Genomic DNA, 21,346 nt, shown 5'->3' on the forward strand with positions numbered 1-21,346 from the left:
CGGCCGCGCGAGCGGCCGGGCTTTTCGTTGGCGTTCGAGGCCGCGCCCGTGCGCGAGCCGCGCTTATTTCGCGTTCGGCGCCGGCACCGATTCGCTCTCGACCACCATGTCGAGCACGTAGGCGACCGACGATGCGTCGGCCGGCGGGTTCTTGACGTCGAACTTCTTCACCCGCACCACGTTGCGGATGCCGGCTTCGTGCTGGTAACCCTCGATGTCCTGGTACAGGAAGTGCCACTCGTCGCTGGGCTTGAGTGCGACGCCGTTGGCGTCGTACGCGCGCTCGCGCACCCACAGGCACTGATGGTTCGGGATCAGCGGGTGCGAGCACTTGCGCAGCTGCGAATCCACTTCCAGGAACATCGTGGTGCCGGCGCTGCCGTAGCGGGTTTCCGCGGTCGGCTCGCCGCTGAGGGTGAGCTTGGCGCCGCTGGCGGTGGTCAGCAGCAGGCGCGGGCTCGGCGGCTCGCCTTCGATGGCGTAGCTGGCCTTGCCCTTGAGCTGCTCGCTGATGGCGGTGTCCATCTGCATCAGGCGCTGGTCCTGGCAGGCCATCAGCGTGGTGCGGAAATCGCTGATGTCGAGGCGGTCGCCGTCGAGCTTGAAGCCGGCGCCGACGTGGTTGCAGCCGCCGGAGACGCCGAGGTTGTCGCCGACGAAGCTCAGCTTCAGGCCGTACTTGCCTTCGCGCTGCAGCAGCGCGATCGGCTTGCCGGCGGCATCGACGGCGCTGTCGAGGTTCCAGGTGAAGCCGCGCAGGTTGATGCGCGCGGCCGGCGCGGCGTCGTTCTTGATCGTCGCATCGACCTTGGGCTTGGACATGTCGGCACCCTTGTCGGCGGAGGTCGAGGGCGCGGCGCAGGCGGCGAGCAGGACGCTGGACAGCGCGGCGGCGAGAAGCAGGGGACGTTGGATGTTCATGGGGCGCAATGATCCGGGGTGAGTCGCGAAAAACAGATGAACGCAGCGCCGCGAGGCGTGGGGTTTTGCGCGTTCAGGCGCGGGTCGGGCTCATGGCGCGGCCGTCGCGGTCGTGAGGCCGTCGCTGTGCGTCCGGGCGATGTCTTCGTAGCGCGACACGTAGTCGACGACGTAGATGCCGACCGAGCACTGCTTGCCGCTCAGGCTGGGGTAGTGGCGCGTCTCCAGCACTTGGTGCTGGTTGTCCTGCATGCGCCGGCCGTCGAAGGCGTGCCGCGGCAGGGTGAACCATTCCGACGCGGGCTGCGGCCCGCCGTTCGCCCAGCGCAGCTTGCGCGCCGATACGCAGTCGGGCCTGGGCGCGTTGAGCGGCCCGCAACCGGTCGAGCACCGCTTCAGTCCCGCGGCGATTTCCAGGTTCACGCGCTCGCCCTTGGCGCCGTAGGCCGCATCCGTGGTCTGCAGGATGAAATGGGTGCCGTCGGCGCCGATCAGATGCAGGCGCTGGGCCGTGCCGCTGCCTTCCAGCCAATGCTCGAACGGCGGCGCGAGGTGAGCGGAGAGCAGTTGGTCCATCGCCAGCGGACGTTCGCTCCAGGTGCCGACCGCGGTCGAGACGAAGCCGCCGCCTTGCTTGCGCAGGCCCGATCGGGTCGGTACGAAGGAGGCGATGCGCGAGCCGTCGACCTGGTAGTACATCGAGATCTCGTTGGCGCCGCCGCTGAAGCTCATGCGGTCCGGGCCGAATTGCAGATAAATCTGATCGAGCGCATCGGCCTGCAGCAGCGGCAGCGCGTTGCCGTCGGCGCGCGTGGCCAGTTGCACCTGCCAGCGGTATTCGCGCAGGTCGGCGCTGCTGGCGCTGCGTCGCGGCAGCGGGGCGAACGTCGGGTCCGCCGATTCGTCGATGCGGTAGCCGCCCGGCTTGGCGTACACCGCAACGGCGTAGGCGGCGGGCAGCGCTAGGACGACGGCGGCTATGGCGATGCGCAGGGGCGACAGCAACGCGGGCATGGCGATCTCCATATCGGGGCGCACAGCCTGAGGCACGACGGCGCGCGCCGCGCGCATCGATCTGCGATGGCGCTCGCACTATCGAAGAATCGCCGCGGTTGCGGCGATGCGAGCGGGTCCTGGGTCTGTGTTAGCGGGCCTGCGGCCGCGCGCTCAGTCGCCCTTGGGCTTGGCGAACTTCTGCGCCAGCGCGCGCTGCGCCTGGGCGAGGTCGAGCGCGGCGGGGGCGCCGGCGGAATCGTCGCCGGCATCGCCGTCCGTCTCGTCCGCTTCCGTCGCCGCGTCGGCGTCGGACTCGGCGATCAGCGCATCGAGGTGTTCGAGCAACTGCGCCGGCGCGACCACCGCGCACTGCATCGCCAGATCGGGAAACGCGCCGACGCCGACGCCGGCCTCGTCCATCGCCGCGGCGGCGCGCTCGCGCCAGGCGGCCAGCTCGCGCGCGGCCGGCGCATAGCCGGCCAAATTCGGCGATTGCGCGCGCGCTTGCGCCAGCGCGGCGCGCGCGGTCGCGGCCGAGGGCCAGGCCGGCAACAGTTCCTGGCCTTCGCCGTCGAACAGGGTCAGCAGGTATTCGCCCGATTCGGCCACCCAGAAGCGGCCGCTGTCGGCGACCGCGGCGAGGAACGCGGCATAGCGTTCGGCGGCGGACAGCGCCTGGTCCTCGAGCAGTTCCTGCTCCAGGCCCGCGGCGTCGGCGTGCGGTGCGTGCGGATCGGACATGGCGGGTTCCTCAGCTGCCGGCCGGCATCAGCCACAGCAGGGCGACGCCGAACACGAGACGGTAGATCGCGAACGCGGTGAAGCGGTGGCTCTGGATGTAGCGCAGCAGCCATTTCACCGCGATGAAGGCGGTCACCGCCGAGGCGACGAAGGCCACCGCCAGCGCGCTCCAGTCTTCCTGCGCCGCGGCCGGGGTGCCGATCACGCCCATCAGCTCGTAGCCGCTGGCGGCGAACATGGTCGGGATGCCGACCAGGAACGCGAACTCGGTCGCCGCCGCGCGCGAGGTGGTGCCGGCGAGCAGGGCGACGAAGATCGTCGCCGCCGAGCGCGAGGTGCCCGGGAACACACCGGCCACGACCTGGGCGATGCCGACCAGGGTCGCCACCGTCCAGGTGATGTCGCTGCGCTCGCCGAGCGCGGCGGCGCGCCGGGCGGCGAAATGCTCGGCCGCGATCATCCACACGCCGCCGAGCACCAGCGCCCAGGCGATCGGAGTGACGTGGTCGGGCAGGGTGAAGCCGGCCTTCTTGACCACGATGCCGAGTACGCCGGTGATGCCGAAGGCGAGCCCGAGCTTGAGCAGGTAGTCGAGGTTGTCGCGCTGGGTGAAGCCGACCGCGAGCCCCCACAGGCGCTTCCAGTAGATCACCACCACCGCCAGGATCGCGCCGGCCTGGATCGAGATGTTGAACAGGTCCGAGCGCGCGCCGAGCCAGTGCTGGGCGATCAGCAGGTGGCCGGTGCTGGAGATCGGGAGGAATTCGGTGATGCCTTCGATGATGCCGAGGAGCAGGGCGGCTAAGAGGTCGGTCATTGGGGCCGGTGGGGAATGGGAATCGGGAATGGCGCGGCGTCGCGGTCGGGGGAAGCGCCGCCGGCGGGTCAGAATAACGGAAAGGCTTTTGCCCAAATTGGTGCGAAGCGGGTTTGTATTGCACGATATTGGTGCAAAAGCCTGTAGTGCTTAGTCGGTCATCCTTTCGAATCAATCGCTTGCGCCGCCATCGGGCTTGGCACGCGACTTGCTTTGTTACGTGGAGGCGCACATGCAGGCGCAGCACGGCCCCGCGTTGTCCGACCCCCCTTTACTCATCCGGATCCAGGCACATGTCCCTCGAACACGTCGAAAAGCTCATCAAGGACCACAAGGTCGAATTCGTCGATCTGCGCTTCACCGACATGCGTGGCGTGCAGCACCACGTGACCTTCCCCAAGTCGATCGTCGAGCCGGCGCTGTTCGAGGACGGCAAGATGTTCGACGGGTCCTCGATCAGCGGCTGGAAGGGCATCAACGAGTCGGACATGATCCTGCTGCCCGACGCCTCGACCGCGTTCCTGGATCCGTTCACCGCCGATCCGACCCTGGTGCTGACCTGCGACATCCTCGACCCGGCGACCATGCAGGCCTATTCGCGCGATCCGCGCGGCGTCGCCAAGCGCGCCGAGGCCTACCTGAAGTCCAGCGGCGTCGCCGACCAGGCCTTCTTCGGCCCTGAGCCCGAGTTCTTCATCTTCGACTCGGTGCGTTACGCCAACGACATGGGCCACACCTTCTTCCACGTCGATTCGGAAGAAGCCGCGTGGAACTCGGGCAAGGAATACGAAGGCGGCAACAGCGGCTACCGTCCGGGCGTGAAGGGCGGCTATTTCCCGGTCGCCCCGCTCGATTCGCTGCACGACATCCGCGCCGAGATGTGCAAGACGCTGGAGCAGGTCGGCATCGAAGTCGAAGTGCACCACCACGAAGTCGCCAACGCCGGCCAGTGCGAGATCGGCACCAAGTTCAACTCGCTGGTCGCCAAGGCCGACGAGTTGCTGACGATGAAGTACATCATCAAGAACGTCGCCCACCGCAACGGCAAGACCGCGACCTTCATGCCCAAGCCGCTGGTCGGCGACAACGGCAGCGGCATGCACGTGCACCAGTCCTTCGCCAAGGGCGGCGTGAACCTGTTCTCCGGCGACGGCTACGGCGGCCTGTCGCAGATGGCGCTGTGGTACATCGGCGGCGTGTTCAAGCACGCGCGCGCGATCAACGCCTTCACCAACTCGGGCACCAACAGCTACAAGCGCCTGGTCCCGGGCTACGAGGCGCCGGTGATGCTGGCGTACTCGGCGCGCAACCGCTCGGCGAGCTGCCGCATTCCGTACGTGGCCAACCCGAAGGCGCGCCGCATCGAAATGCGCTTCCCCGACCCGATCCAGTCGGGCTACCTGACCTTCGCCGCGCTGATGATGGCCGGCCTGGACGGCATCAAGAACCAGATCGACCCGGGCGCGCCGAGCGACAAGGACCTGTACGACCTGCCGCCGGAAGAAGAGAAGGGCATCCCGACCGTTTGCCATTCGCTCGACCAGGCCCTGGAAGCGCTGGACAAGGACCGCGACTTCCTCAAGGCCGGCGGCGTGTTCACCGACGACTTCATCGACGGCTACATCGCGCTGAAGATGCAGGAAGTGACCAAGTTCCGCGCGGCGACGCATCCGCTGGAATACCAGATGTACTACGCCGTCTGACGGCGCCGCGGCGCGGCCGCATCGCGCGGCCGCGTTGCCTGTCCAACGATCGATGCTCCCAGGGCGGCGGCCTCGCGCCGGCGCCTTCGGGATGTGTTTTGCCTTGCAAACGCAGGAGCGGCGACCGATGCAGATCCGCGAAGGCCAGCTCGACCGTCCCGAAGTGATCGCGCTGCTGCGCGAACACCTGCAGGGCATGGCCGAACTGTCGCCGCCGGAAAGCATCCACGCGCTCGACCTCGACGGCCTCAAGCATCCGCGCATCAGCTTCTGGAGCGTGTGGGACGGCGGCGAACTGCTCGGCTGCGGCGCGCTCAAGCAGTTGGATGCGGAGCACGGCGAGATCAAGTCGATGCGCACCGCCGACGCGCACCGCCGGCGCGGGGTGGCCGCGGCGATGCTCGAACACATTCTCGATGAAGCGGCGCGGCGCGCGTACCGGCGCCTGAGCCTGGAAACCGGCTCGATGGAAGGATTCGGCCCGGCGCGCAGCCTCTACGCGCGCTACGGCTTCGACTACTGCGGGCCCTTCGCCGACTATCGCGACGATCCCCACAGCGTGTTCATGAGCAAGACCTTGTAACCCGCACGGCCCGAAGCGAACGCTTCGGGCCGTGTTCGTTTGGGCGGCTTTCGATTTCGACTTCAACCAGGAGAACGCGCACGACGGGTCAAGCCCGCCGCGGGGGCGGCTTGTTTCCGAAAACGGCGAGAACGACGACGAAGCGTTCCGCCGCATCCCGCACGAGAGCTTCCATCGCGAAGCAATGACCGGGGAGGGGCCACCGCTTATGAGGAGCCTGCGTCATGTCGTCTCACACCAGCGAAACCACCACCGATGCCGTCGCCATCACGGCGTCCCGCGTCAGGACGACGCCCGCACATGCTCCGAAACAGAAACACGCATCGCGACGCGCGCTGCTGGCGCTGGCGCTCGCCTGCGCGGCGGCGCCGGCGTTCGCCGGCACGTCGGGCTCGATCGCGCTGACCACGGACTACCTGTTCCGCGGCGTGTCCCAGACCAACCAGAAACCGGCGCTGCAGGCCGGCATCGAGTACGCCCACGACAACGGCTTCTACGTCGGCGCGTGGGGCAGCAACGTCAGTTGGCTGTCGGACACGGTCGTCGTCGGCGACGACATCTCCAGCAGCCTGGAAATCGACGCTTACCTGGGCTATCGCGGCAAGGCCGGCGAAATCTTTTCCTACGACGTCGGCGTGCTGACCTACTACTACCCGGGCAGCTATCCGTCCGGCTTCAACAGCCCCAACACGACCGAGATCTACGTCGGCGGCACGCTTGCGCCGAGCGAGACGGTATCGATCGGGCTCAAGTACTCGTATTCGGTCACCGACCTGTTCGGCTACGCCGATTCCGACGGCTCGGGCTATCTCGACGCCAGCCTCAACTGGACCTTCCAGCCAGGCTGGGCGCTGAACCTGCACGGCGGCAAGCAGTGGATCGAAGGCAACAAGGCCTTCGAGTACACCGACTGGAAGCTCGGCGTGACCAAGAGCTTCGACAACGGGTTCTCGGTCGCCGCGGCCTACAGCGATACCGACGCCGAGAAAGCGCTCTACACCAACGCCCACGGCAACTTCCTGGCCGACAGCGCCTTCACCCTCACGTTGAGCAAAGCGTTCTGACGCCGCGCCGCACACCCGCCTACACAGGAGCTGCGAGATGAAACTGATCATCGCGATCATCCGCCCGTTCAAGCTCGACGAAGTGCGCGAAGCGCTCACCGAAGTCGGCGTGTCGGGCATCACCGTCACCGAGGTCAAGGGCTTCGGCCGGCAGAAGGGCCACACCGAGCTGTACCGCGGCGCCGAGTACGTCGTCGATTTCCTGCCCAAGCTGAAGATCGAATGCGCCGTGCCCGACGGCCAGCTCGACGCGGCGCTGGAAGCGATCCAGAACGCCGCGCGCACCGGCAAGGTCGGCGACGGAAAGATCATCGTCCTGCCGGTGGAGAACACGGTGCGCATCCGCACCGGCGAACTCGACGACGACGCGTTGTGACGACGAGCCCTTTGACTACGGCCTGCGAGAGATTCCCATGAAGTACGCGAAGACCTTCGACGACCGCTCGCGCGAGCGGATGTGCAAGACGATGTTGTGGACCGCGCTGCCGCTGGCGGCGCTGCTGGCGTTCGCCCCGGCCCACGCCCAGGACGCGGCGGCTGCGGCCGAAGCGGCCAAGCCGGTGGTCGACAAGGGCGACGTCGCCTGGATGCTGACCTCGACCCTGTTGGTGCTGTTGATGACCGTGCCCGGCCTGGCGCTGTTCTACGGCGGGCTGGTGCGCTCCAAGAACGTGCTGTCGGTGCTGATGCAGGTGTTGGCGGTGTTCTCGCTGATCGTGCTGCTGTGGGTGACGTACGGCTACTCGCTGGCGTTCGCCGGCGGCAACGCCTTCATCGGCACCTTCGACAAGCTGTTACTCAAGGGCGTGGACAAGGACTCGCTGGCGGCGACCTTCACCGCCGGCGTAGCCCTGCCCGAGTACGTGTTCGTGGCGTTCCAGTCGACCTTCGCCGGGATCACCGGCGCGCTGATCGTCGGCGCGTTCGCCGAGCGGATCAAGTTCGCCGCGGTGCTGCTGTTCGCGGCGATCTGGTTCACCTTCGCCTACCTGCCGATCGCGCACATGGTCTGGTACGGGCCGGACGGTTATCTGTTCGCCAAGGGCGCGATCGACTTCGCCGGCGGCACCGTGGTGCACATCAACGCCGGCATCGCCGGCCTGGTCGGCGCCTATTTCGTCGGCAAGCGGGTGGGCTACGGACGCGAGGCGCTCAAGCCGCACAACGTCACCTTCACCATGATCGGCGCGTCGCTGCTGTGGGTGGGCTGGTTCGGCTTCAACGCCGGTTCCAACCTGGAAGCCACCTCCGGCGCGGCGTTGGCGTTCCTCAACACCTTGCTGGCCACCGCCGCGGCGGCGCTGGCGTGGAGCCTGGTGGAGAAGATCGCCAAGGGCAAGTCGTCGATGCTCGGCGGCGCCTCGGGCGTGGTCGCCGGATTGGTCGCGATCACCCCGGCCTGCGGCACGGTCGGCCCGTTCGGCGCGATCGCCATCGGCGCCATCGCCGGCGCGGCCTGCGTGTGGGGCGTGCACGGGCTCAAGCGCCTGCTGCGCGCCGACGACGCGCTCGACGTGTTCGGCGTGCACGGCCTGGGCGGCATCATCGGCGCGCTGCTGACCGGCGTGTTCAGCGCGCCGGCGCTGGGCGGCTTCGGGCTCGGCGCGGGCAACGAGACCATCGCCGCGCAGGTCGGCGTGCAGGCGCTGGGCGTGGCGATCACGGTGGTGTGGTCGGGGCTGGTGTCGGTGGTTGCGTTCGTGATCGTCAAGGCCGTGGTCGGCTTGCGCGTGGCCGAGGAAGCCGAGCGCGAGGGCCTGGACATCACCACGCATGGCGAGTCGGCGTACGAGAACTGAGTGGATGCCCCTCTCCCGTTCGCGGGAGAGGGGCGATGGCGCGTGTTGGCGTTGCGCCGTAGGCGTGGTGTCGCGGTCGCGGCTTGCGCCGCTCCTACAGTCGGATACGAATCCGCGGTCGCTACCTGTAGGAGCGGCGCAAGCCGCGACCGCGATACCCCGACTACGGCGAAACCCGATCACCCCGTCCGCAGCACGCCATCGTAGCCGCAACTGAGCAACCGGCCGTCTTCCAGCAACAACGCATCGGTAGCGAAGTTGTCGTGCCGCCGTTCGTCCAGCAGCGTCCCGTCGCGCGTCCACACCCGCACCCGCCCATCCTCGCCGCAACTGACCAGGCGCCCGTCGCCGAGCCAACGCACCCGTCGCACCGCGGCCTCGTGCGCGGGCCAGTCGCGCTCGCACCGCAGCGCGCCGTCGACGGCGTACGCGAGGCGGACTCGGCCGTCGACGCCGGCGAAAGCGACGCAGGCGCCGCCTGCGTCCGCGCGAACGTCGACGCTGCGCAGCGGCGCGCCGCAATCGATGCTGGCCACGCGCTCGCCGCGTCGCGCATCCCACCACGCCAGTTCGGCGTCCTCGCTGGCGCTGAGCAGTCCCGAGCCGCCGAGCGCGCACAGCGACCATACCCAGCCTGCGTGCGCGGCCCAGCCGCCGAGCGGCTCGCCGTCGTCGCGCCACAGGGCGATGCGGCCGTCGGCCGCGCCGCTGGCCAGGCGGCCGTCGCCGAGCCGGGCCAGGCACAGCGCCGCGGCGTCGTGAGCGACCTCGCTGCGAAGGCAGCGCCCGTCGTCGAGGCTCCAGACGCGCAGACAGCGGTCGCGCGATACCGTCGCCAGCCGCGCGCCCGGCAATTCGCACAGACCCAGCACCGACTGCGCGTGACCGCGCAGGCGCGCGCGCTCGCGGCCGTCGCCGGACCACAGCCGCACCTGCGCATCGCGCCCCGCGCTGGCGATGCGGCCGTCGGTCAGGCGCGCCAGCGTCCACACGTAACCGTCGTGGCCCGGCGCGAACGGCGCATCGGCGTGCGTCGCCTGCGCGGGTTCGCGAGGGTCGTCGATGCGTTGGTACATCAGATCGCTGCGCAGCAGGTGCTTGACGCCGGCGGTCACCGCCTCGCCGGCATGCCACAGCGCGTGATCGAACAGGATCAGCGTGCCCGCGCGCGGGCGCACCCGCGCCAGCGGCTCGCCGGCGGCCTCGCCGCCGCGGCCGGGGCCGCGCGCGTAGAACAGGGTGTCGCCGCCGACGAAGGCATCGCCGTCGGTGAGGTAGATCATGAAGGTCAGGCGGCTGCGCAGGTCCGGGCCGCGATGGTGCACGCCGTCCTGATGGATGTTGAAGCGCTGGCCGGGACGATAGCGGCACAGGCGCAGGCGTTCGTTGAGCGACGCCAGCCGCCAGCGCGTGCCGTCGGTATCGGCGAACTCGGCCGGCACGTACTCGCGCAGGCGTTCGAACAAGCGTTGCGCCAGCGCCGGATCGTCGAGCACCTGGCGGTCGTTGTTGCGGTAGGACGGCGGGTAATCTCCGCCCGCGCCGGCGAAACCGCGGGCCTCGGCGGCGGCGATCAGCGCCGCGCACTCGGCCGCATCGAGGACCCCGTGGATCAGTGCGCACGCGCCGAGTGAGGCCGGCAGCGGCCGTTCGATGGCGCGGGCAGCGGACGACGCGGCGTCCGCCCGCGAGGGCAGGAGCGTGTGGGCAGCGGCGTTCATTTCGATTCCTTCCTTCTGGTGCGGACTTGCGTCCGCGGCCGCGGCGATGCGCTCGGGTAAAACTTACTCCTGCGCGGGCACGGCGTCGAGATGGGGCTGCGGGGGCGGACGGGACCCTGGCAAGCGCTGGGTTTGGGTGCGAACGATGTCGGTGGCCCGGGCTTCGCGGGGCGCTTTCGTCGGTTGTCGCGGCCGGCGCGGTTTGCGCTGCTTCTGCAAAGACGGCGGCGGTGTTGGTAGCCGATGGTGCGAGCCGCGACCGCGGCAATGGAGCGACGACGCAGGCAGCGAAGAGCGTTCGCGATCCTCGGGTCTCGTCCCGTTCGCGCGATCGGAAACCAAGCCGTCGATGCGCATCCTCATCGCGCACCGCGAAGCTCCCGTCGATTGGTTTGCGCACGTACGTTCGCGCGACAAAAAACGTCGCCAACCATTCCCGATTGGATAATCGTTTTCCGCAATCCAATCGCGCGCGCAGGCATCGCGACGCGCATCGCGTTCGTTCATCGCGTTGCCAAAACGCGCGCTGCGCATTCATGCGAACGTCGGCCGCGAGGATGCGCAATCCATGATGTTTTCGTCGAAGCCGATGTGACCGCAGGTGGTTTAGCGGTTGTCGAATAAATATTCCGCCCTAGGCTCCAGTGCGCGGGCATAGCGCTGCCCGCGCACCACGTCCGGACGCGCTCGCGCAACGCCGCACGCCCCACTGCTGGACACGCGAGAGGGACCAGGACGGTTCCGCCGCAGATCGCGGCTCATCGAAACCTCACGGGAGTTTCGCCTCATGTCTACGCAATCCACGCTCCGCCTCCGCCGGCACGTCCTGGCGGCCGCCGTCCTCGGCGTCATCGCCGCGCCGGCCTTCGCCTCCGACCGGGTCGATCTCAGCGGCCTGAAGGCCGACGCGCCGGTCGACGGTTTCCTGGTCACCTACGACGCCGGCGCGCCCAAGGCCGCGGCGTTCCAGCGCGATCTCGACATCGCCCTGGCGTCGGTCGGCCGCAAGGACCTGAAGATCCGGCACACCCGCACCATTTCCACCGGCGCCGAGCTGGTCGAAGTCAACCGCACGCTCGACGTGGTCGAAGCGGCGGCGCTGATGAAGAGCATCGCCGCCGATCCGCGGGTGACGTTCGTCGAGCCCAACGCGCGCTTCTATCCCACCTTCACCCCGAACGACACCAACTATCCCTCGCAGTGGGGCCTGCACGGCACCTGGGGCATCAAGGCCAACACCGCCTGGGACAACACCTACCAGGGCCAGGGCAAGATCATCGCGGTGATCGATACCGGCATCACCGATCATCCCGATCTGGTCGGCAACCTGACCTCGCCGCTGGGCTACGACTTCATCAGCAATGCCGCCACCGCCAACGACGGCGGCGGGCGCGACGCCGATCCGCACGATCCGGGCGACTGGACCACCGCGGGCCAGTGCGGCCTGGGCCAGCCGGCGCGCAATTCCAGCTGGCACGGCACCCACGTCAGCGGCATCGCCGCGGGCGTGACCAACAACGCGGCCGGCATCGCCGGCACCGCGTTCAAGGCCAAGATCCTCAGCGCGCGCGTGCTCGGCCGCTGCGGCGGCACCCTGGCCGACATCGCCGATGCGATCACCTGGGCGTCCGGCGGCACCGTCAGCGGCGTGCCCTCGGTCGGCGCCAACAAGGCCACGGTGATCAACATGAGCCTGGGCGGTGGCGGCGCGTGCTCGTCGACCTCGGCGATGCAGGTGGCGATCACCAACGCCTACAACGCCGGTACCACGGTGGTGGTGGCGGCCGGCAACAGCAACGCTCCGGCCTCGGGCTTCCAGCCGGCCAGCTGCGCCAACGTGATCAACGTCGGCGCGACGACCTCGGCCGGCGTGCGCGCGAGCTTCTCCAACCACGGTTCGCTGGTGGACGTGGCCGCGCCGGGCCAGAGCATCCTGTCCACGCTCAACGCCGGCACCACCACGCCGGGCGCGTTCAACTACGTCAACTACAACGGCACCTCGATGGCGGCGCCGTTCGTGGCCGGCATCGTCGCGCTGATGCAGTCCAAGCCGAGCCCGGACCTGAGCCCGGCGCAGGTGGAGCAGATCATCAAGAGCACCGCCTCGCCGTTCGCCACGCCGCAAAGCCCGACCATCGGCACCGGCATCGCCAACGCCGACGCGGCCACCGACGCCACGCCGTAAGCGCTTCCCACCGCGGCCGCGCACGCCGTGGCCGCGGTCGGGCATTCGTCGATAGCGATCCGCGGACTCCGGCTTCGGCCGGGGTCCGCTTTTTTTGTCGGACCGGCCCGCGCCGGCGCGCGTGCGCACCACCTCGACGCCCCGCGCAAGCGCCGTGACGCAGTGCGCAATCGCCGGCCGTATACGCAGACGCGCGGCGCGTCCCGGGCAGGCCGAGCCCGCGCGCGCAAGCGCGACTTTGGTCCAAGGCGGGGTCTCGCCCGAACCCATCGAAATCGCCCGCGCGCGCCGAAAACGCCCGATTCGCGTGACCCGCATCACGCAAGCGCCGCACAGCCGTCCTGTCCGGCGCGCGCGTTCGATTTCCACGGAAATCGTGCTGCATTGCGGCATCGTGTCCATCATGTTGACAGCGCTGTCATAGCCGGGCTACAAGCTGGCCGCATCTTTCGGCCGGCTCCGCTGCAGGGGGCGCCCGCGCCGCGCCAACGCCAAGACAGACACGCGACCGGACTCGCCGCCGGCGCCGGGAGGGGATGTTGCGATGATCGTGGACAACCGTAGTTCGCGCCTGAGCGCGGCCATCGTGGCGGCCCTGCTGGCCGGCACCGCCGCCGCGCAGGAGATCGCGCCCGCGCAAGCCGGCGCCGCGCCGCCGCCGGCCGCCGAAGCGCGCGCCGCGCAGCGCGCCACCGACCTGGACTCGGTCATCGTCACCGTCGAGCGCCGCGCGCAGAGCCTGCAGAAGTACGCCGGCACCGCCCAGGCGCTGTCGCAGGACGACCTGCGCGGCCTGGGCATCAACAACGAACTGCGGCAGATGCAGGTGGCCGTGCCCGGCCTGAGCATCGCCAACCAGGAGGGCGCGACCGAGGTCTTCATCCGCGGCGTGGGTTCGTCCAACAACACCGAGCTCGGCGATCCCGGCGCGGCGCCGCACATCAACGGCGCCTACATCCCGCGTCCGCGCGGCCTGGGCGGGATGTTCTTCGACCTGGAACGCGTCGAGATCAACAAAGGCCCGCAGGGCACGCTGCGCGGGCGCAACGCGCTGGCCGGCACGCTCAACATCGTGACCAAGAAGCCCGAACTCGGCGGCGAGTTCAGCGGCTACGTGCAGGCCGAGGCCGGCAACCGCGACCAGAAGGGCTACGAGACCGCGTTGAATTTCCCGCTCGGCGACTACGCCGCGCTGCGCCTGTCGGGCTATCACGTCGAGAAGGAAGCCGGGTTCAAGAACGTCGGCCTGTGGGGCCACCTCAAGCCCGCCGGCATTCAGGACGACAGCGCCGGCCGCTTGTCGTTCCTGTACGAGCCCGACGAGAAGCTGCAGGTGTTCGCGATGCTCGACGTCGGCCGCGAACTCGGCACCGGCTATCCGGGCGCCGGCGTGTTCCGCGCCGCCCAGGCCGGCTTCGAGCCGGACGACATCGACATGCGCGCGGTGGTCTACCGCGGCGTGCAGGGCAAGGTCGACAACAAACTGTGGGGTTTCCAGGGCCAGGTGCGCTACGACTTCGGCGCGGTCAACCTGGAGTACAGCGGCAGCTACCGCGACGTCGATTATTTCCAGATCAACGCCGCCGCCGACGGCAACAGTTGGCCGGGCCGCGATCTGCGCGAGCGTCCGCCGGGCGAGCCGGCGAGCTGGGGTGGGGTCGACTACGACAACTTCGGCACCAACTACCTGCAGGCGCGCTCGCAGTCGCAGACCCACGAACTGCGGCTGTCGTCCGACGACGACGCGCGTTTCCGCTGGACCACCGGCGGCTTCTACTTCCACGAGAAGCAGCAGGTCGGTTTCATCTCGCTGACCGACAAGGGCGCGTTCTACTCGGGCACCGAGTTCACCATGCCCGACGTCGACGGCCGCTCGTGGGCGGTGTACGGCGACGGCACCTTCGACGTCAACGAACGTTTCCGGGTCAAGGGCGGACTGCGCTACACCGAGGAACGCAAGTCGCGCGACGGCATCGGCGGCAACTGGACGATGGGCTTCGGCGGCGACGGCGGCGTGTTCCAGACCCGCCTGGGCACCGAGGGCTTCATGCCCGCGCTGCTCGACCGGCCGAGTTTCGACGTCACCGGCCTGACCAGCAACGCCGACCTCGCCCGCTTCCTGCTGCAGGGCATCCTGCGCGCCGGCGCGCGCGACACCATGCAGCAGCAGTTGGCCGGCATCGTCGACGGGACCCGTCCGAACGGCACCTGCATCGACCGGCCCGACATCGGCGGCAACACCGCGAACTGCCCGGCCGACGGCCAGCACAGCTTCATCGCCCTGGGCGTGCCGGCGGCGCAGCACGGCTCCAGCGCGTTCGAGTTCACCGACTGGCGCATCGGCGCCGAGTACGACCTCAGCGAACGCAACCTGCTCTACGCGACCGTCTCCACCGGCCACAAGGCCGGCGGTTTCAACGACAGCTTCGACGTCAACGTGATCCCGGAGACCTACAAGCCGGAGAAGCTGACCGCGCTGGAGATCGGCTCCAAGAACTCGTTCCAGTTCCTCGGCCGTCCCGCCAGCTTCAACGTGTCGGGGTTCTATTACGACTACGAAGACCAGGTGTTCCAGGACCTGAGCGTGATCGCGTTCAATCCCGACGGCGAGGCCAGCGGCTTCGCCCTGGTCAACCGCAACGTCGGCAAGTCCGAGCTGTACGGCGTCGAGGCCGAGGGCCGGTTCCGTTTCGGCGCCGGCTTCACGCTCGACCTCAACGCGCTGTACCTGCAGACCAAGATCAAGCGCGGCGTGGTCGCCGACGTGCGCAGCCAGGATTTCGGCAACGGCGGCATCACCTCGCAGATCGACCTGTCGGGCAACGAGTTGCCGCTGTCGTCGAAGATCACCTTCAACGCGCGCCTGCAGCAGGCCTTCGACGTGCCCGGCGGCAGTTTCGACTGGCAGATCCTCGCCGCGTATCGATCCGCGTTCTACCTGACCCAGTACAACAACCGCCCGGTGACCTTCCTGCGCGACACCGCCGGCACGGTCGACCGGATCGAGGATTCGGCCACGGCCGGCTTTCCCGATCGCCAGGACGGCTTCACCCAGATCAACGCCGGCGCCGGCTACACCACGTCTAACGGCGCCTGGCGCTTCGAACTGTGGGGCGCGAACCTGACCAACAAGGACGTGTCGCAGAAGGCCCTGGTCGGCTCGGGCGTGAACACGCGCTTCCTCAACGACGCGCGCAGCTACGGCCTGCGCGTGCGTTGGAACTTCTGATGGCCACCGCACCGCGTCCCTGCCTCGCCGTCCCGCTCCGCGCGCGTCCCCACGGCGCGCGGGCGGGGCAGCGGGGTGTCGTCGCGGCGCCGTCGCCCGCCATTGCAATCGAATTCTTGCCCCAAACCGCCGTCCAGCCATGGCCAGCCCCGGGCGCGGCGGGTAGAACGGACGCAACCGCGCAATCCCGCCACGGAGCCGCATGAAACTCTCCTTGCTCGACACCGCCATCGTCCTGGCCTACCTGGCCGGCGTGTTCGTCCTCGCCCAATGGGTCTCGCGCGAAAAGAGCGGCCACGAGAAGACCGCCAAGGACTATTTCCTGGCGAGCAAGGCGCTGCCGTGGTGGGCCATCGGCGCCTCGCTGATCGCCGCCAACATCTCGGCCGAGCAGATCATCGGCATGTCCGGCTCGGGCTACGCGCTCGGGCTGGCGATCGCGTCCTACGAATGGATGGCGGCGGCGACGCTGCTGGTGGTCGGCAAGTTCTTCCTGCCGGTGTTCCTGCGCAACGGCATCTACACCATGCCGCAGTTTTTGGAGGAACGTTACGGCAACCGCATCCGCACCCTGATGGCGGTGTTCTGGCTGGGCCTGTACGTGTTCGTCAACCTGACCTCGATCGTGTGGCTGGGTTCGATCGCGGTGGCGCAAGTCACCGGCATGGACCAGATGCTGGCGCTGACCCTGCTCGGCCTGTTCGCGCTGGCGTACCAGCTGTACGGCGGGCTCAAGGCGGTGGCGCTGACCGATATCGTGCAGGTGACGCTGCTGGTGCTCGGCGGGCTGTTGGTCGCGGGGCTGACGCTGAGCAAGATCGGCGACGGCGCGGGCATCGTCGCCGGCTTCCAGAAGCTGATGGCGGCGCATCCGGAGCATTTCCACATGATCCTGCCCAAGGACAGCCCGCACTACGACAAGCTGCCGGGCCTGGGCGTGCTGCTCGGCGGCCTGTGGATCGCGCACCTGAGCTATTGGGGCTTCAACCAATACATCATCCAGCGCGCGCTGGCGGCCAAGGATCTCAAGGAAGCGCAGAAGGGCATCGTGTTCGCCGCGGCGCTGAAGATCGTGCTGCCGGTGATCGTGGTGCTGCCGGGCATCGCCGCGGTGGTGCTGTCGCCGGGGCTGGAGCGCTCCGACGACGCGTACCCGGCGATGATGGCGCTGCTGCCGCCGGGCGTGCTCGGCCTGGTGTTCGCGGCGCTGGTCGCGGCGATCGTGGCGTCGCTGGCGTCGAAGATCAATTCGGTGGCGACCATCTTCACCCTGGACTTCTACGCCAAGCGCCGCATCGATGCGAGCGAGCGCCAACTGGTGCGGGTCGGCCGCATCGCCGCGGCGGTGTCGATCCTGATCGCCATCGTTACCGCGCGGCCGCTGCTCGGCGGCTTCGATCAGGGCTTCCAGTACATCCAGGAATACACCGGCTTCTTCACCCCGGGCATCGTGGTGATCTTCCTGTTCGGGCTGTTCTGGAAGCGCGCCAACGAAGCCGGCGCGCTGGCGGCGGCGGGCGGCTCGATCCTGCTGTCGGTGCTGTTCAAGTACGTGGTGTGGACCGACATGTCGTTCGTCAACCGCATCGGCGTGGTGTTCCTGCTGTCCGCGTTGCTGATGGCCGCGGTCTCGCTGGCGACCGCACCGCCGGCGGCGCGCGACCGCATCCGCCACGACGGCGTCAGCTACGCCACCGCGCCGGCCTGGAACGTGGCCGCGCTGGGCGTGCTGGCGATCCTGGTCGCGCTGTACGCCGCGTTCTGGTGACGGCGCCGGCGCGAACCACGCAGCGGCCGCGCCGCGCCGCGCGCGCGTCAGCGCTTGCGCGCGCGCGGCTTGCCGACCGGGCCGGTGGACTTGCGCAACTGCAGTTCGTACGGCGCCAGGATCAGCTGGCCGGCGTCGGGCGCCTTGATCCGCTTGAACAGCTCGTGGGTGGCCAGGCGGCCCATCTCGCGGGTCGGCTGGCGCACCGTGGTCAGCGGCGGATAGATCTGGCGCGAGATCGGCGTGTCGTCGAAGCCGCACACCGACACGTCGCCGGGAATCGACAAACCCATTTCGCTGGCGGTGCGGATGGTGCCGGCGGCCATGTCGTCGTTGGCGGCGAAGATCGCGGTCGGCGGATCGTCCATCAGCAACAGGCGCTGGGCGCAGATCGCGCCGGTGTCGTAGTGGAAGTCGCCTTCCACGACCAGTTCCGGGTCGAACCCGATGCCGGCCGCGGCCAGGCCGTCGCGGTAGCCGTTCAGGCGCCACTGGCTGGCGCCGTGCTCGGGGTGGCCCTTGATGTGGGCGATGCGGCGGTGGCCGAGCGAGACCAGGTGCGCCATCAGCTCGCGCACCGCGCGTTCCTCGTCGAGCACCACGCCGATGCGCTCGCCGCGCAGCTTGGGCGAGATGTTGGCGTAGGGAATGGCGAGCTGGCCGAGCCGCTTCATCAGCCCGGGGTGGTCGGTCAGCGGCGGGGTCAGCACCAGGCCGTCGGCGCGCGAGCGCTGCACGATCTCGTCGACGTGCGCCACCAGCTTCTTGTCGGTGTAGGTCACCGGCGCCAGCATCAGGTTGTAGTGCTGGCTGTTGCAGGCGTCGAGCATGCCCGCCTGCACTTCCATCAGGTAGTTGCTGGACGGGTTGTCGTACAGCAGCGCGACCAGGAACGAACGCTGCCCGGCCAGGCTGCGCGCCGACGGATTCGGGCGGTACTGCAGCTTGCGCGCAGCGGCTTCCACGCGCTTGCGGGTTTCCTCGCTGACGTTGGGTTCCTGGTTGAGCACGCGCGAGACGGTCTTCATCGACACGCCCGCCTCCTCCGCCACATCTTCGATGCGCACCCGCATGACCGGTCTGTTTCCTTGTCGCGTGTTGGCCGCATTCTGCCAGAACGCGCGGACGGAACCCACGTGGTTTTGCGGGGTTTATGCCGATCCGGCCACAACCTCGCGCCCTTTTTCCCTGCCTTGAGGAGTCATGCATGAACGTCCCGTCCCGCCCGCGCCGCGGCGCCGCCGCTGTCTCGATCCAAACCGCCGCGCCGCGGCCGCGGCGGCTGGCCTGGGCGCTGCTGCTGGCGCTGGCGCCGCTGGCGCCCGCGCTGGCGCAGGACGCCGCCGCCGTGCATCCGGCGCAGTGGCCGGCGCTGAAGCCGCCGATCCCGCGCGACGCCGGACTGGAAGCGCGCATCCAGGCGCTGCTGGCGAAGATGAGCGTGGAGGAGAAGGTCGGCCAGATCGTGCAGGCCGACATCAACGCCGCCACGCCCGAGGATGTGCGCAAATACCACATCGGCTCGGTCCTGGCCGGCGGCAATTCCGAGCCCGGCGGCATCTCCGAGCCGGGCGGCAACTACGCCGCGCCGCCGCAGGAATGGCTCGACATCGCCGACAAGTTCTACGCCGCGTCGATGGACGCCAGCGACGGCAAGGTCGCGATCCCGATCATCTTCGGCATCGACGCGGTGCACGGCCACAACAACCTGATCGGCGCGACCTTGTTCCCGCACAACGTCGGCCTGGGCGCCACCCGCAATCCCGAGCTGATCCGCCGCATCGGCGAGGCCACCGCCGCCGAGGTGCGCAGCACCGGCATGGAGTGGACCTTCGCGCCGACCCTGACGGTGCCGCGCGACGACCGCTGGGGCCGCACCTACGAAGGCTATTCCGAGGATCCTCGGCTCGTCGCCAGCTACGCCGCGGCGGCGATCGAGGGCCTGCAGGGCAAGCTCGGCAGCAAGCAATTCCTCGACGGCGCGCACGTGATCGCCTCGGCCAAGCACTTCCTCGCCGACGGCGGCACCTTCGAGGGCCGCGACCAGGGCGATGCGAAGATCACCGAAAAAGAACTGCGCGAGGTCCACGGCGCCGGCTATCCGCCCGCGCTGAAGGCCGGCGCGCAGACGGTGATGGCCTCGTTCTCCAGCTGGAACGGCGCCAAGATGCACGGCAACCACGCGCTGCTGACCGATGTGCTGAAGGACCGCATGGGCTTCGACGGTTTCGTGGTCGGCGACTGGAACGCGCACGGCCAGCTGCCGGGCTGCGCCAACGACGACTGCGCGGCGGCGTTCAACGCCGGCGTCGACATGCTGATGGCGCCGGACAGTTGGCGCGGTTACTACGACAACGCGCTCAAGCAGGTCCAGGCCGGCCAGATCAGCATGGCCCGGCTCGACGACGCGGTGACCCGGATCCTGCGGGTGAAGCTGCGCCTGGGCCTGTTCGAGGCCGGCGCGCCGTCCAAGCGCCCGCTCGGCGGCAAGTTCGAGCTGCTCGGCAGCGCCGAGCATCGCGCGATCGCGCGCCAGGCGGTGCGCGAATCGCTGGTGCTGCTCAAGAACGACAGCGGCGTGCTGCCGATCGCGCCCAAGTCGCGGGTGCTGGTGCTCGGCGACGGCGCCGACAACGTCGCCAAGCAGGCCGGCGGCTGGACCTTGAACTGGCAGGGCACCGGGCTCAAGCCGTCCGACTTCCCGCATGCGCAGTCGATCTGGGCCGGCCTGCGCGAGCAGATCCAGGCCGCCGGCGGCAGCGCCGAACTGTCCAAGGACGGCCGCTACGCGACCAAGCCCGACGTGGCGATCTTCGTCTTCGGCGAAGACCCCTACGCCGAATTCCAGGGCGATCTGCGCATCGCCACCTTCCGCGGCACGCGCAATCCCGAGCTCGACACGCTCAAGCGGCTCAAGGCCGAGGGCGTGCCGGTGGTGAGTGTGTTCCTGTCGGGGCGGCCGCTGTGGGCCAATCGCGAGATCAACGCTTCCGATGCCTTCGTCGCCGCATGGCTGCCGGGCTCGGAAGGCGGCGGCGTCGCCGACGTGCTGTTGCGCAAGGCCGACGGCGCGATCCAGCACGACTTCAAGGGCACGCTGTCGTATTCGTGGCCGCGCACCGCGGTGCAGGTCGCCAACGTCGGCGACAAGGAGTACTCGCCGCAGTTCGCGTTCGGCTACGGACTCAGCTACGCCAAGGCCGGCAAGGTCGGCGCGCTGTCGGAAGATCCGGGCACGCCGGACCTCGACCAGCGTTCGATGAGCTTCCTCGGCCGCGGCGCGCTGCCGCGCGGCTGGCTGCTGCGGGTGCAGTCGCAGGGCAAGTCCAGCGACGCGGCCAAGCCGCCGCTGGCCAGCGCCGATGGCGCGCTGGCGGTCACCGCGGTCGACTACAAGGCGCAGGAAGACGCCTGGCGCGCGCAGTGGAAGGGCGAGGCGCGGCTGGAGCTGGTCGCCGACGCGCCGGTGGAACTGGTGCGCGAGACCAACGGCGACGTGCAGTTGCTGATCACGCTCAAGCCCGAATCGGTCGGCGCGGGCGAGGCCTGGCTGACCGCGCAGTGCGGGACCAAGTGCGAGGCGAAACTGCCGTTCGGCGAGATCCTGCGCGGCCTGCCGCAAGGGCAGTGGCAGCGCATCGGCGTGCCGCTCAAGTGCGTGCGCGCGGCCGGCGGCGACATGGGCAAGCTGGCCTCGCCGTTCGGCCTGCAGGCGCCGAAGGGGACGGTGCTGGTGCTGCACGAAGTCGCCTACGGCACCGATGCGGACAAGGTGGTGGACTGCAAGCGGCAGTGAGCCGGGCGCGCGGATCGTCGCGA

15 protein-coding genes are annotated in these 21,346 nt (G+C 69.1%); 9 read left to right on the top strand and 6 right to left on the bottom strand.

The window, feature by feature from the left end:
• Positions 1-63: 63 nt before the first annotated feature.
• The 4 genes from RDV84_RS07740 to RDV84_RS07755 all read right to left on the bottom strand — a co-directional run bounded on the left by RDV84_RS07740 (position 64) and on the right by RDV84_RS07755 (position 3,475).
• A complete protein-coding gene (locus tag RDV84_RS07740; RefSeq protein WP_309152978.1) occupies positions 64-921 on the bottom strand; it encodes an META and DUF4377 domain-containing protein in 858 nt (285 codons plus the stop codon).
• Positions 922-1,011: 90 nt separating this feature from the next.
• A complete protein-coding gene (locus RDV84_RS07745) occupies positions 1,012-1,935 on the bottom strand; it encodes a hypothetical protein (RefSeq protein WP_309152979.1) in 924 nt (307 codons plus the stop codon).
• Between the two features lie 153 nt (positions 1,936-2,088).
• Positions 2,089-2,658 (bottom strand): DUF2750 domain-containing protein, encoded by a 570-nt coding sequence (locus tag RDV84_RS07750; protein WP_309152980.1) that lies wholly within the window; start codon positions 2,656-2,658, stop codon positions 2,089-2,091.
• 10 nt (positions 2,659-2,668) lie between these two features.
• Positions 2,669-3,475 (bottom strand): undecaprenyl-diphosphate phosphatase, encoded by an 807-nt coding sequence (locus tag RDV84_RS07755; RefSeq protein ID WP_309152981.1) that lies wholly within the window; start codon positions 3,473-3,475, stop codon positions 2,669-2,671.
• Positions 3,476-3,768: 293 nt separating this feature from the next.
• Here RDV84_RS07755 and glnA point away from each other — a divergent pair, with 293 nt between their 5' ends.
• The 5 genes from glnA to RDV84_RS07780 all read left to right on the top strand — a co-directional run bounded on the left by glnA (position 3,769) and on the right by RDV84_RS07780 (position 8,624).
• Positions 3,769-5,178 (top strand): type I glutamate--ammonia ligase, encoded by a 1,410-nt coding sequence (gene glnA, locus RDV84_RS07760; RefSeq protein WP_057949585.1) that lies wholly within the window; start codon positions 3,769-3,771, stop codon positions 5,176-5,178.
• A gap of 127 nt (positions 5,179-5,305) precedes the next feature.
• A complete protein-coding gene (locus tag RDV84_RS07765; protein WP_309152982.1) occupies positions 5,306-5,761 on the top strand; it encodes a GNAT family N-acetyltransferase in 456 nt (151 codons plus the stop codon).
• 224 nt (positions 5,762-5,985) lie between these two features.
• Positions 5,986-6,825 (top strand): TorF family putative porin, encoded by an 840-nt coding sequence (locus RDV84_RS07770; RefSeq protein WP_309152983.1) that lies wholly within the window; start codon positions 5,986-5,988, stop codon positions 6,823-6,825.
• Positions 6,826-6,862: 37 nt separating this feature from the next.
• The gene (locus RDV84_RS07775; protein WP_057949583.1) at positions 6,863-7,201 is read left to right on the top strand and encodes a P-II family nitrogen regulator; all 339 of its coding nucleotides are present in this window, start codon (positions 6,863-6,865) and stop codon (positions 7,199-7,201) included.
• Between the two features lie 91 nt (positions 7,202-7,292).
• Entirely contained in the window at positions 7,293-8,624 is a 1,332-nt protein-coding gene (locus RDV84_RS07780) for an ammonium transporter (protein WP_425606432.1), read from the top strand.
• 179 nt (positions 8,625-8,803) lie between these two features.
• Here RDV84_RS07780 and RDV84_RS07785 read toward each other — a convergent pair whose 3' ends face one another.
• Positions 8,804-10,345 carry a 2OG-Fe(II) oxygenase gene (locus tag RDV84_RS07785; RefSeq protein WP_309152985.1) on the bottom strand — a complete coding sequence of 514 codons (1,542 nt, stop codon included), beginning with the start codon at positions 10,343-10,345 and terminating at the stop codon, positions 8,804-8,806.
• Between the two features lie 787 nt (positions 10,346-11,132).
• On the opposite strand from RDV84_RS07785, the gene RDV84_RS07790 reads away from it, so the two are divergent.
• The 3 genes from RDV84_RS07790 (at position 11,133) to RDV84_RS07800 (ending at position 17,527) form a co-directional block, all read left to right on the top strand.
• A complete protein-coding gene (locus tag RDV84_RS07790) occupies positions 11,133-12,530 on the top strand; it encodes a S8 family peptidase (protein ID WP_309152986.1) in 1,398 nt (465 codons plus the stop codon).
• Positions 12,531-13,074: 544 nt separating this feature from the next.
• A complete protein-coding gene (locus RDV84_RS07795; RefSeq protein WP_309152987.1) occupies positions 13,075-15,759 on the top strand; it encodes a TonB-dependent receptor in 2,685 nt (894 codons plus the stop codon).
• A 202-nt stretch (positions 15,760-15,961) separates the two neighbouring features.
• On the top strand, positions 15,962-17,527 hold the full coding sequence (locus RDV84_RS07800; protein WP_309152988.1) for a sodium/sugar symporter: 1,566 nt from the start codon (positions 15,962-15,964) through the stop codon (positions 17,525-17,527).
• A 47-nt stretch (positions 17,528-17,574) separates the two neighbouring features.
• Here RDV84_RS07800 and RDV84_RS07805 read toward each other — a convergent pair whose 3' ends face one another.
• Positions 17,575-18,600, bottom strand: coding sequence for a LacI family DNA-binding transcriptional regulator (locus tag RDV84_RS07805; protein WP_057949578.1), 1,026 nt, complete (start codon positions 18,598-18,600; stop codon positions 17,575-17,577).
• A 134-nt stretch (positions 18,601-18,734) separates the two neighbouring features.
• Here RDV84_RS07805 and RDV84_RS07810 point away from each other — a divergent pair, with 134 nt between their 5' ends.
• Positions 18,735-21,323, top strand: a complete 2,589-nt coding sequence (locus RDV84_RS07810) for a glycoside hydrolase family 3 protein (RefSeq protein WP_309152989.1) — start codon at positions 18,735-18,737, stop codon at positions 21,321-21,323.
• The last annotated feature ends 23 nt before the right edge of the window (positions 21,324-21,346 follow it).

Source organism: Lysobacter yananisis (genome assembly GCF_031199375.1).
GTDB lineage: Bacteria > Pseudomonadota > Gammaproteobacteria > Xanthomonadales > Xanthomonadaceae > Lysobacter > Lysobacter yananisis.

What these genes read in the sequence shown, in the direction of transcription:
- RDV84_RS07790 (WP_309152986.1), top strand. Translation starts at nt 11,133, where the DNA reads ATGTCTACGCAATCCACGCTCCGCCTCCGCCGGCACGTCCTGGCGGCC.
- RDV84_RS07785 (WP_309152985.1), bottom strand. Translation starts at nt 10,345, where the DNA reads ATGAACGCCGCTGCCCACACGCTCCTGCCCTCGCGGGCGGACGCCGCG.
- RDV84_RS07755 (WP_309152981.1), bottom strand. Translation starts at nt 3,475, where the DNA reads ATGACCGACCTCTTAGCCGCCCTGCTCCTCGGCATCATCGAAGGCATC.
- RDV84_RS07780 (WP_425606432.1), top strand. Translation starts at nt 7,293, where the DNA reads ATGTTGTGGACCGCGCTGCCGCTGGCGGCGCTGCTGGCGTTCGCCCCG.
- glnA (WP_057949585.1), top strand. Translation starts at nt 3,769, where the DNA reads ATGTCCCTCGAACACGTCGAAAAGCTCATCAAGGACCACAAGGTCGAA.
- RDV84_RS07800 (WP_309152988.1), top strand. Translation starts at nt 15,962, where the DNA reads ATGAAACTCTCCTTGCTCGACACCGCCATCGTCCTGGCCTACCTGGCC.
- RDV84_RS07795 (WP_309152987.1), top strand. Translation starts at nt 13,075, where the DNA reads ATGATCGTGGACAACCGTAGTTCGCGCCTGAGCGCGGCCATCGTGGCG.
- RDV84_RS07810 (WP_309152989.1), top strand. Translation starts at nt 18,735, where the DNA reads ATGAACGTCCCGTCCCGCCCGCGCCGCGGCGCCGCCGCTGTCTCGATC.
- RDV84_RS07750 (WP_309152980.1), bottom strand. Translation starts at nt 2,658, where the DNA reads ATGTCCGATCCGCACGCACCGCACGCCGACGCCGCGGGCCTGGAGCAG.
- RDV84_RS07745 (WP_309152979.1), bottom strand. Translation starts at nt 1,935, where the DNA reads ATGCCCGCGTTGCTGTCGCCCCTGCGCATCGCCATAGCCGCCGTCGTC.
- RDV84_RS07740 (WP_309152978.1), bottom strand. Translation starts at nt 921, where the DNA reads ATGAACATCCAACGTCCCCTGCTTCTCGCCGCCGCGCTGTCCAGCGTC.
- RDV84_RS07805 (WP_057949578.1), bottom strand. Translation starts at nt 18,600, where the DNA reads ATGCGGGTGCGCATCGAAGATGTGGCGGAGGAGGCGGGCGTGTCGATG.
- RDV84_RS07775 (WP_057949583.1), top strand. Translation starts at nt 6,863, where the DNA reads ATGAAACTGATCATCGCGATCATCCGCCCGTTCAAGCTCGACGAAGTG.
- RDV84_RS07770 (WP_309152983.1), top strand. Translation starts at nt 5,986, where the DNA reads ATGTCGTCTCACACCAGCGAAACCACCACCGATGCCGTCGCCATCACG.
- RDV84_RS07765 (WP_309152982.1), top strand. Translation starts at nt 5,306, where the DNA reads ATGCAGATCCGCGAAGGCCAGCTCGACCGTCCCGAAGTGATCGCGCTG.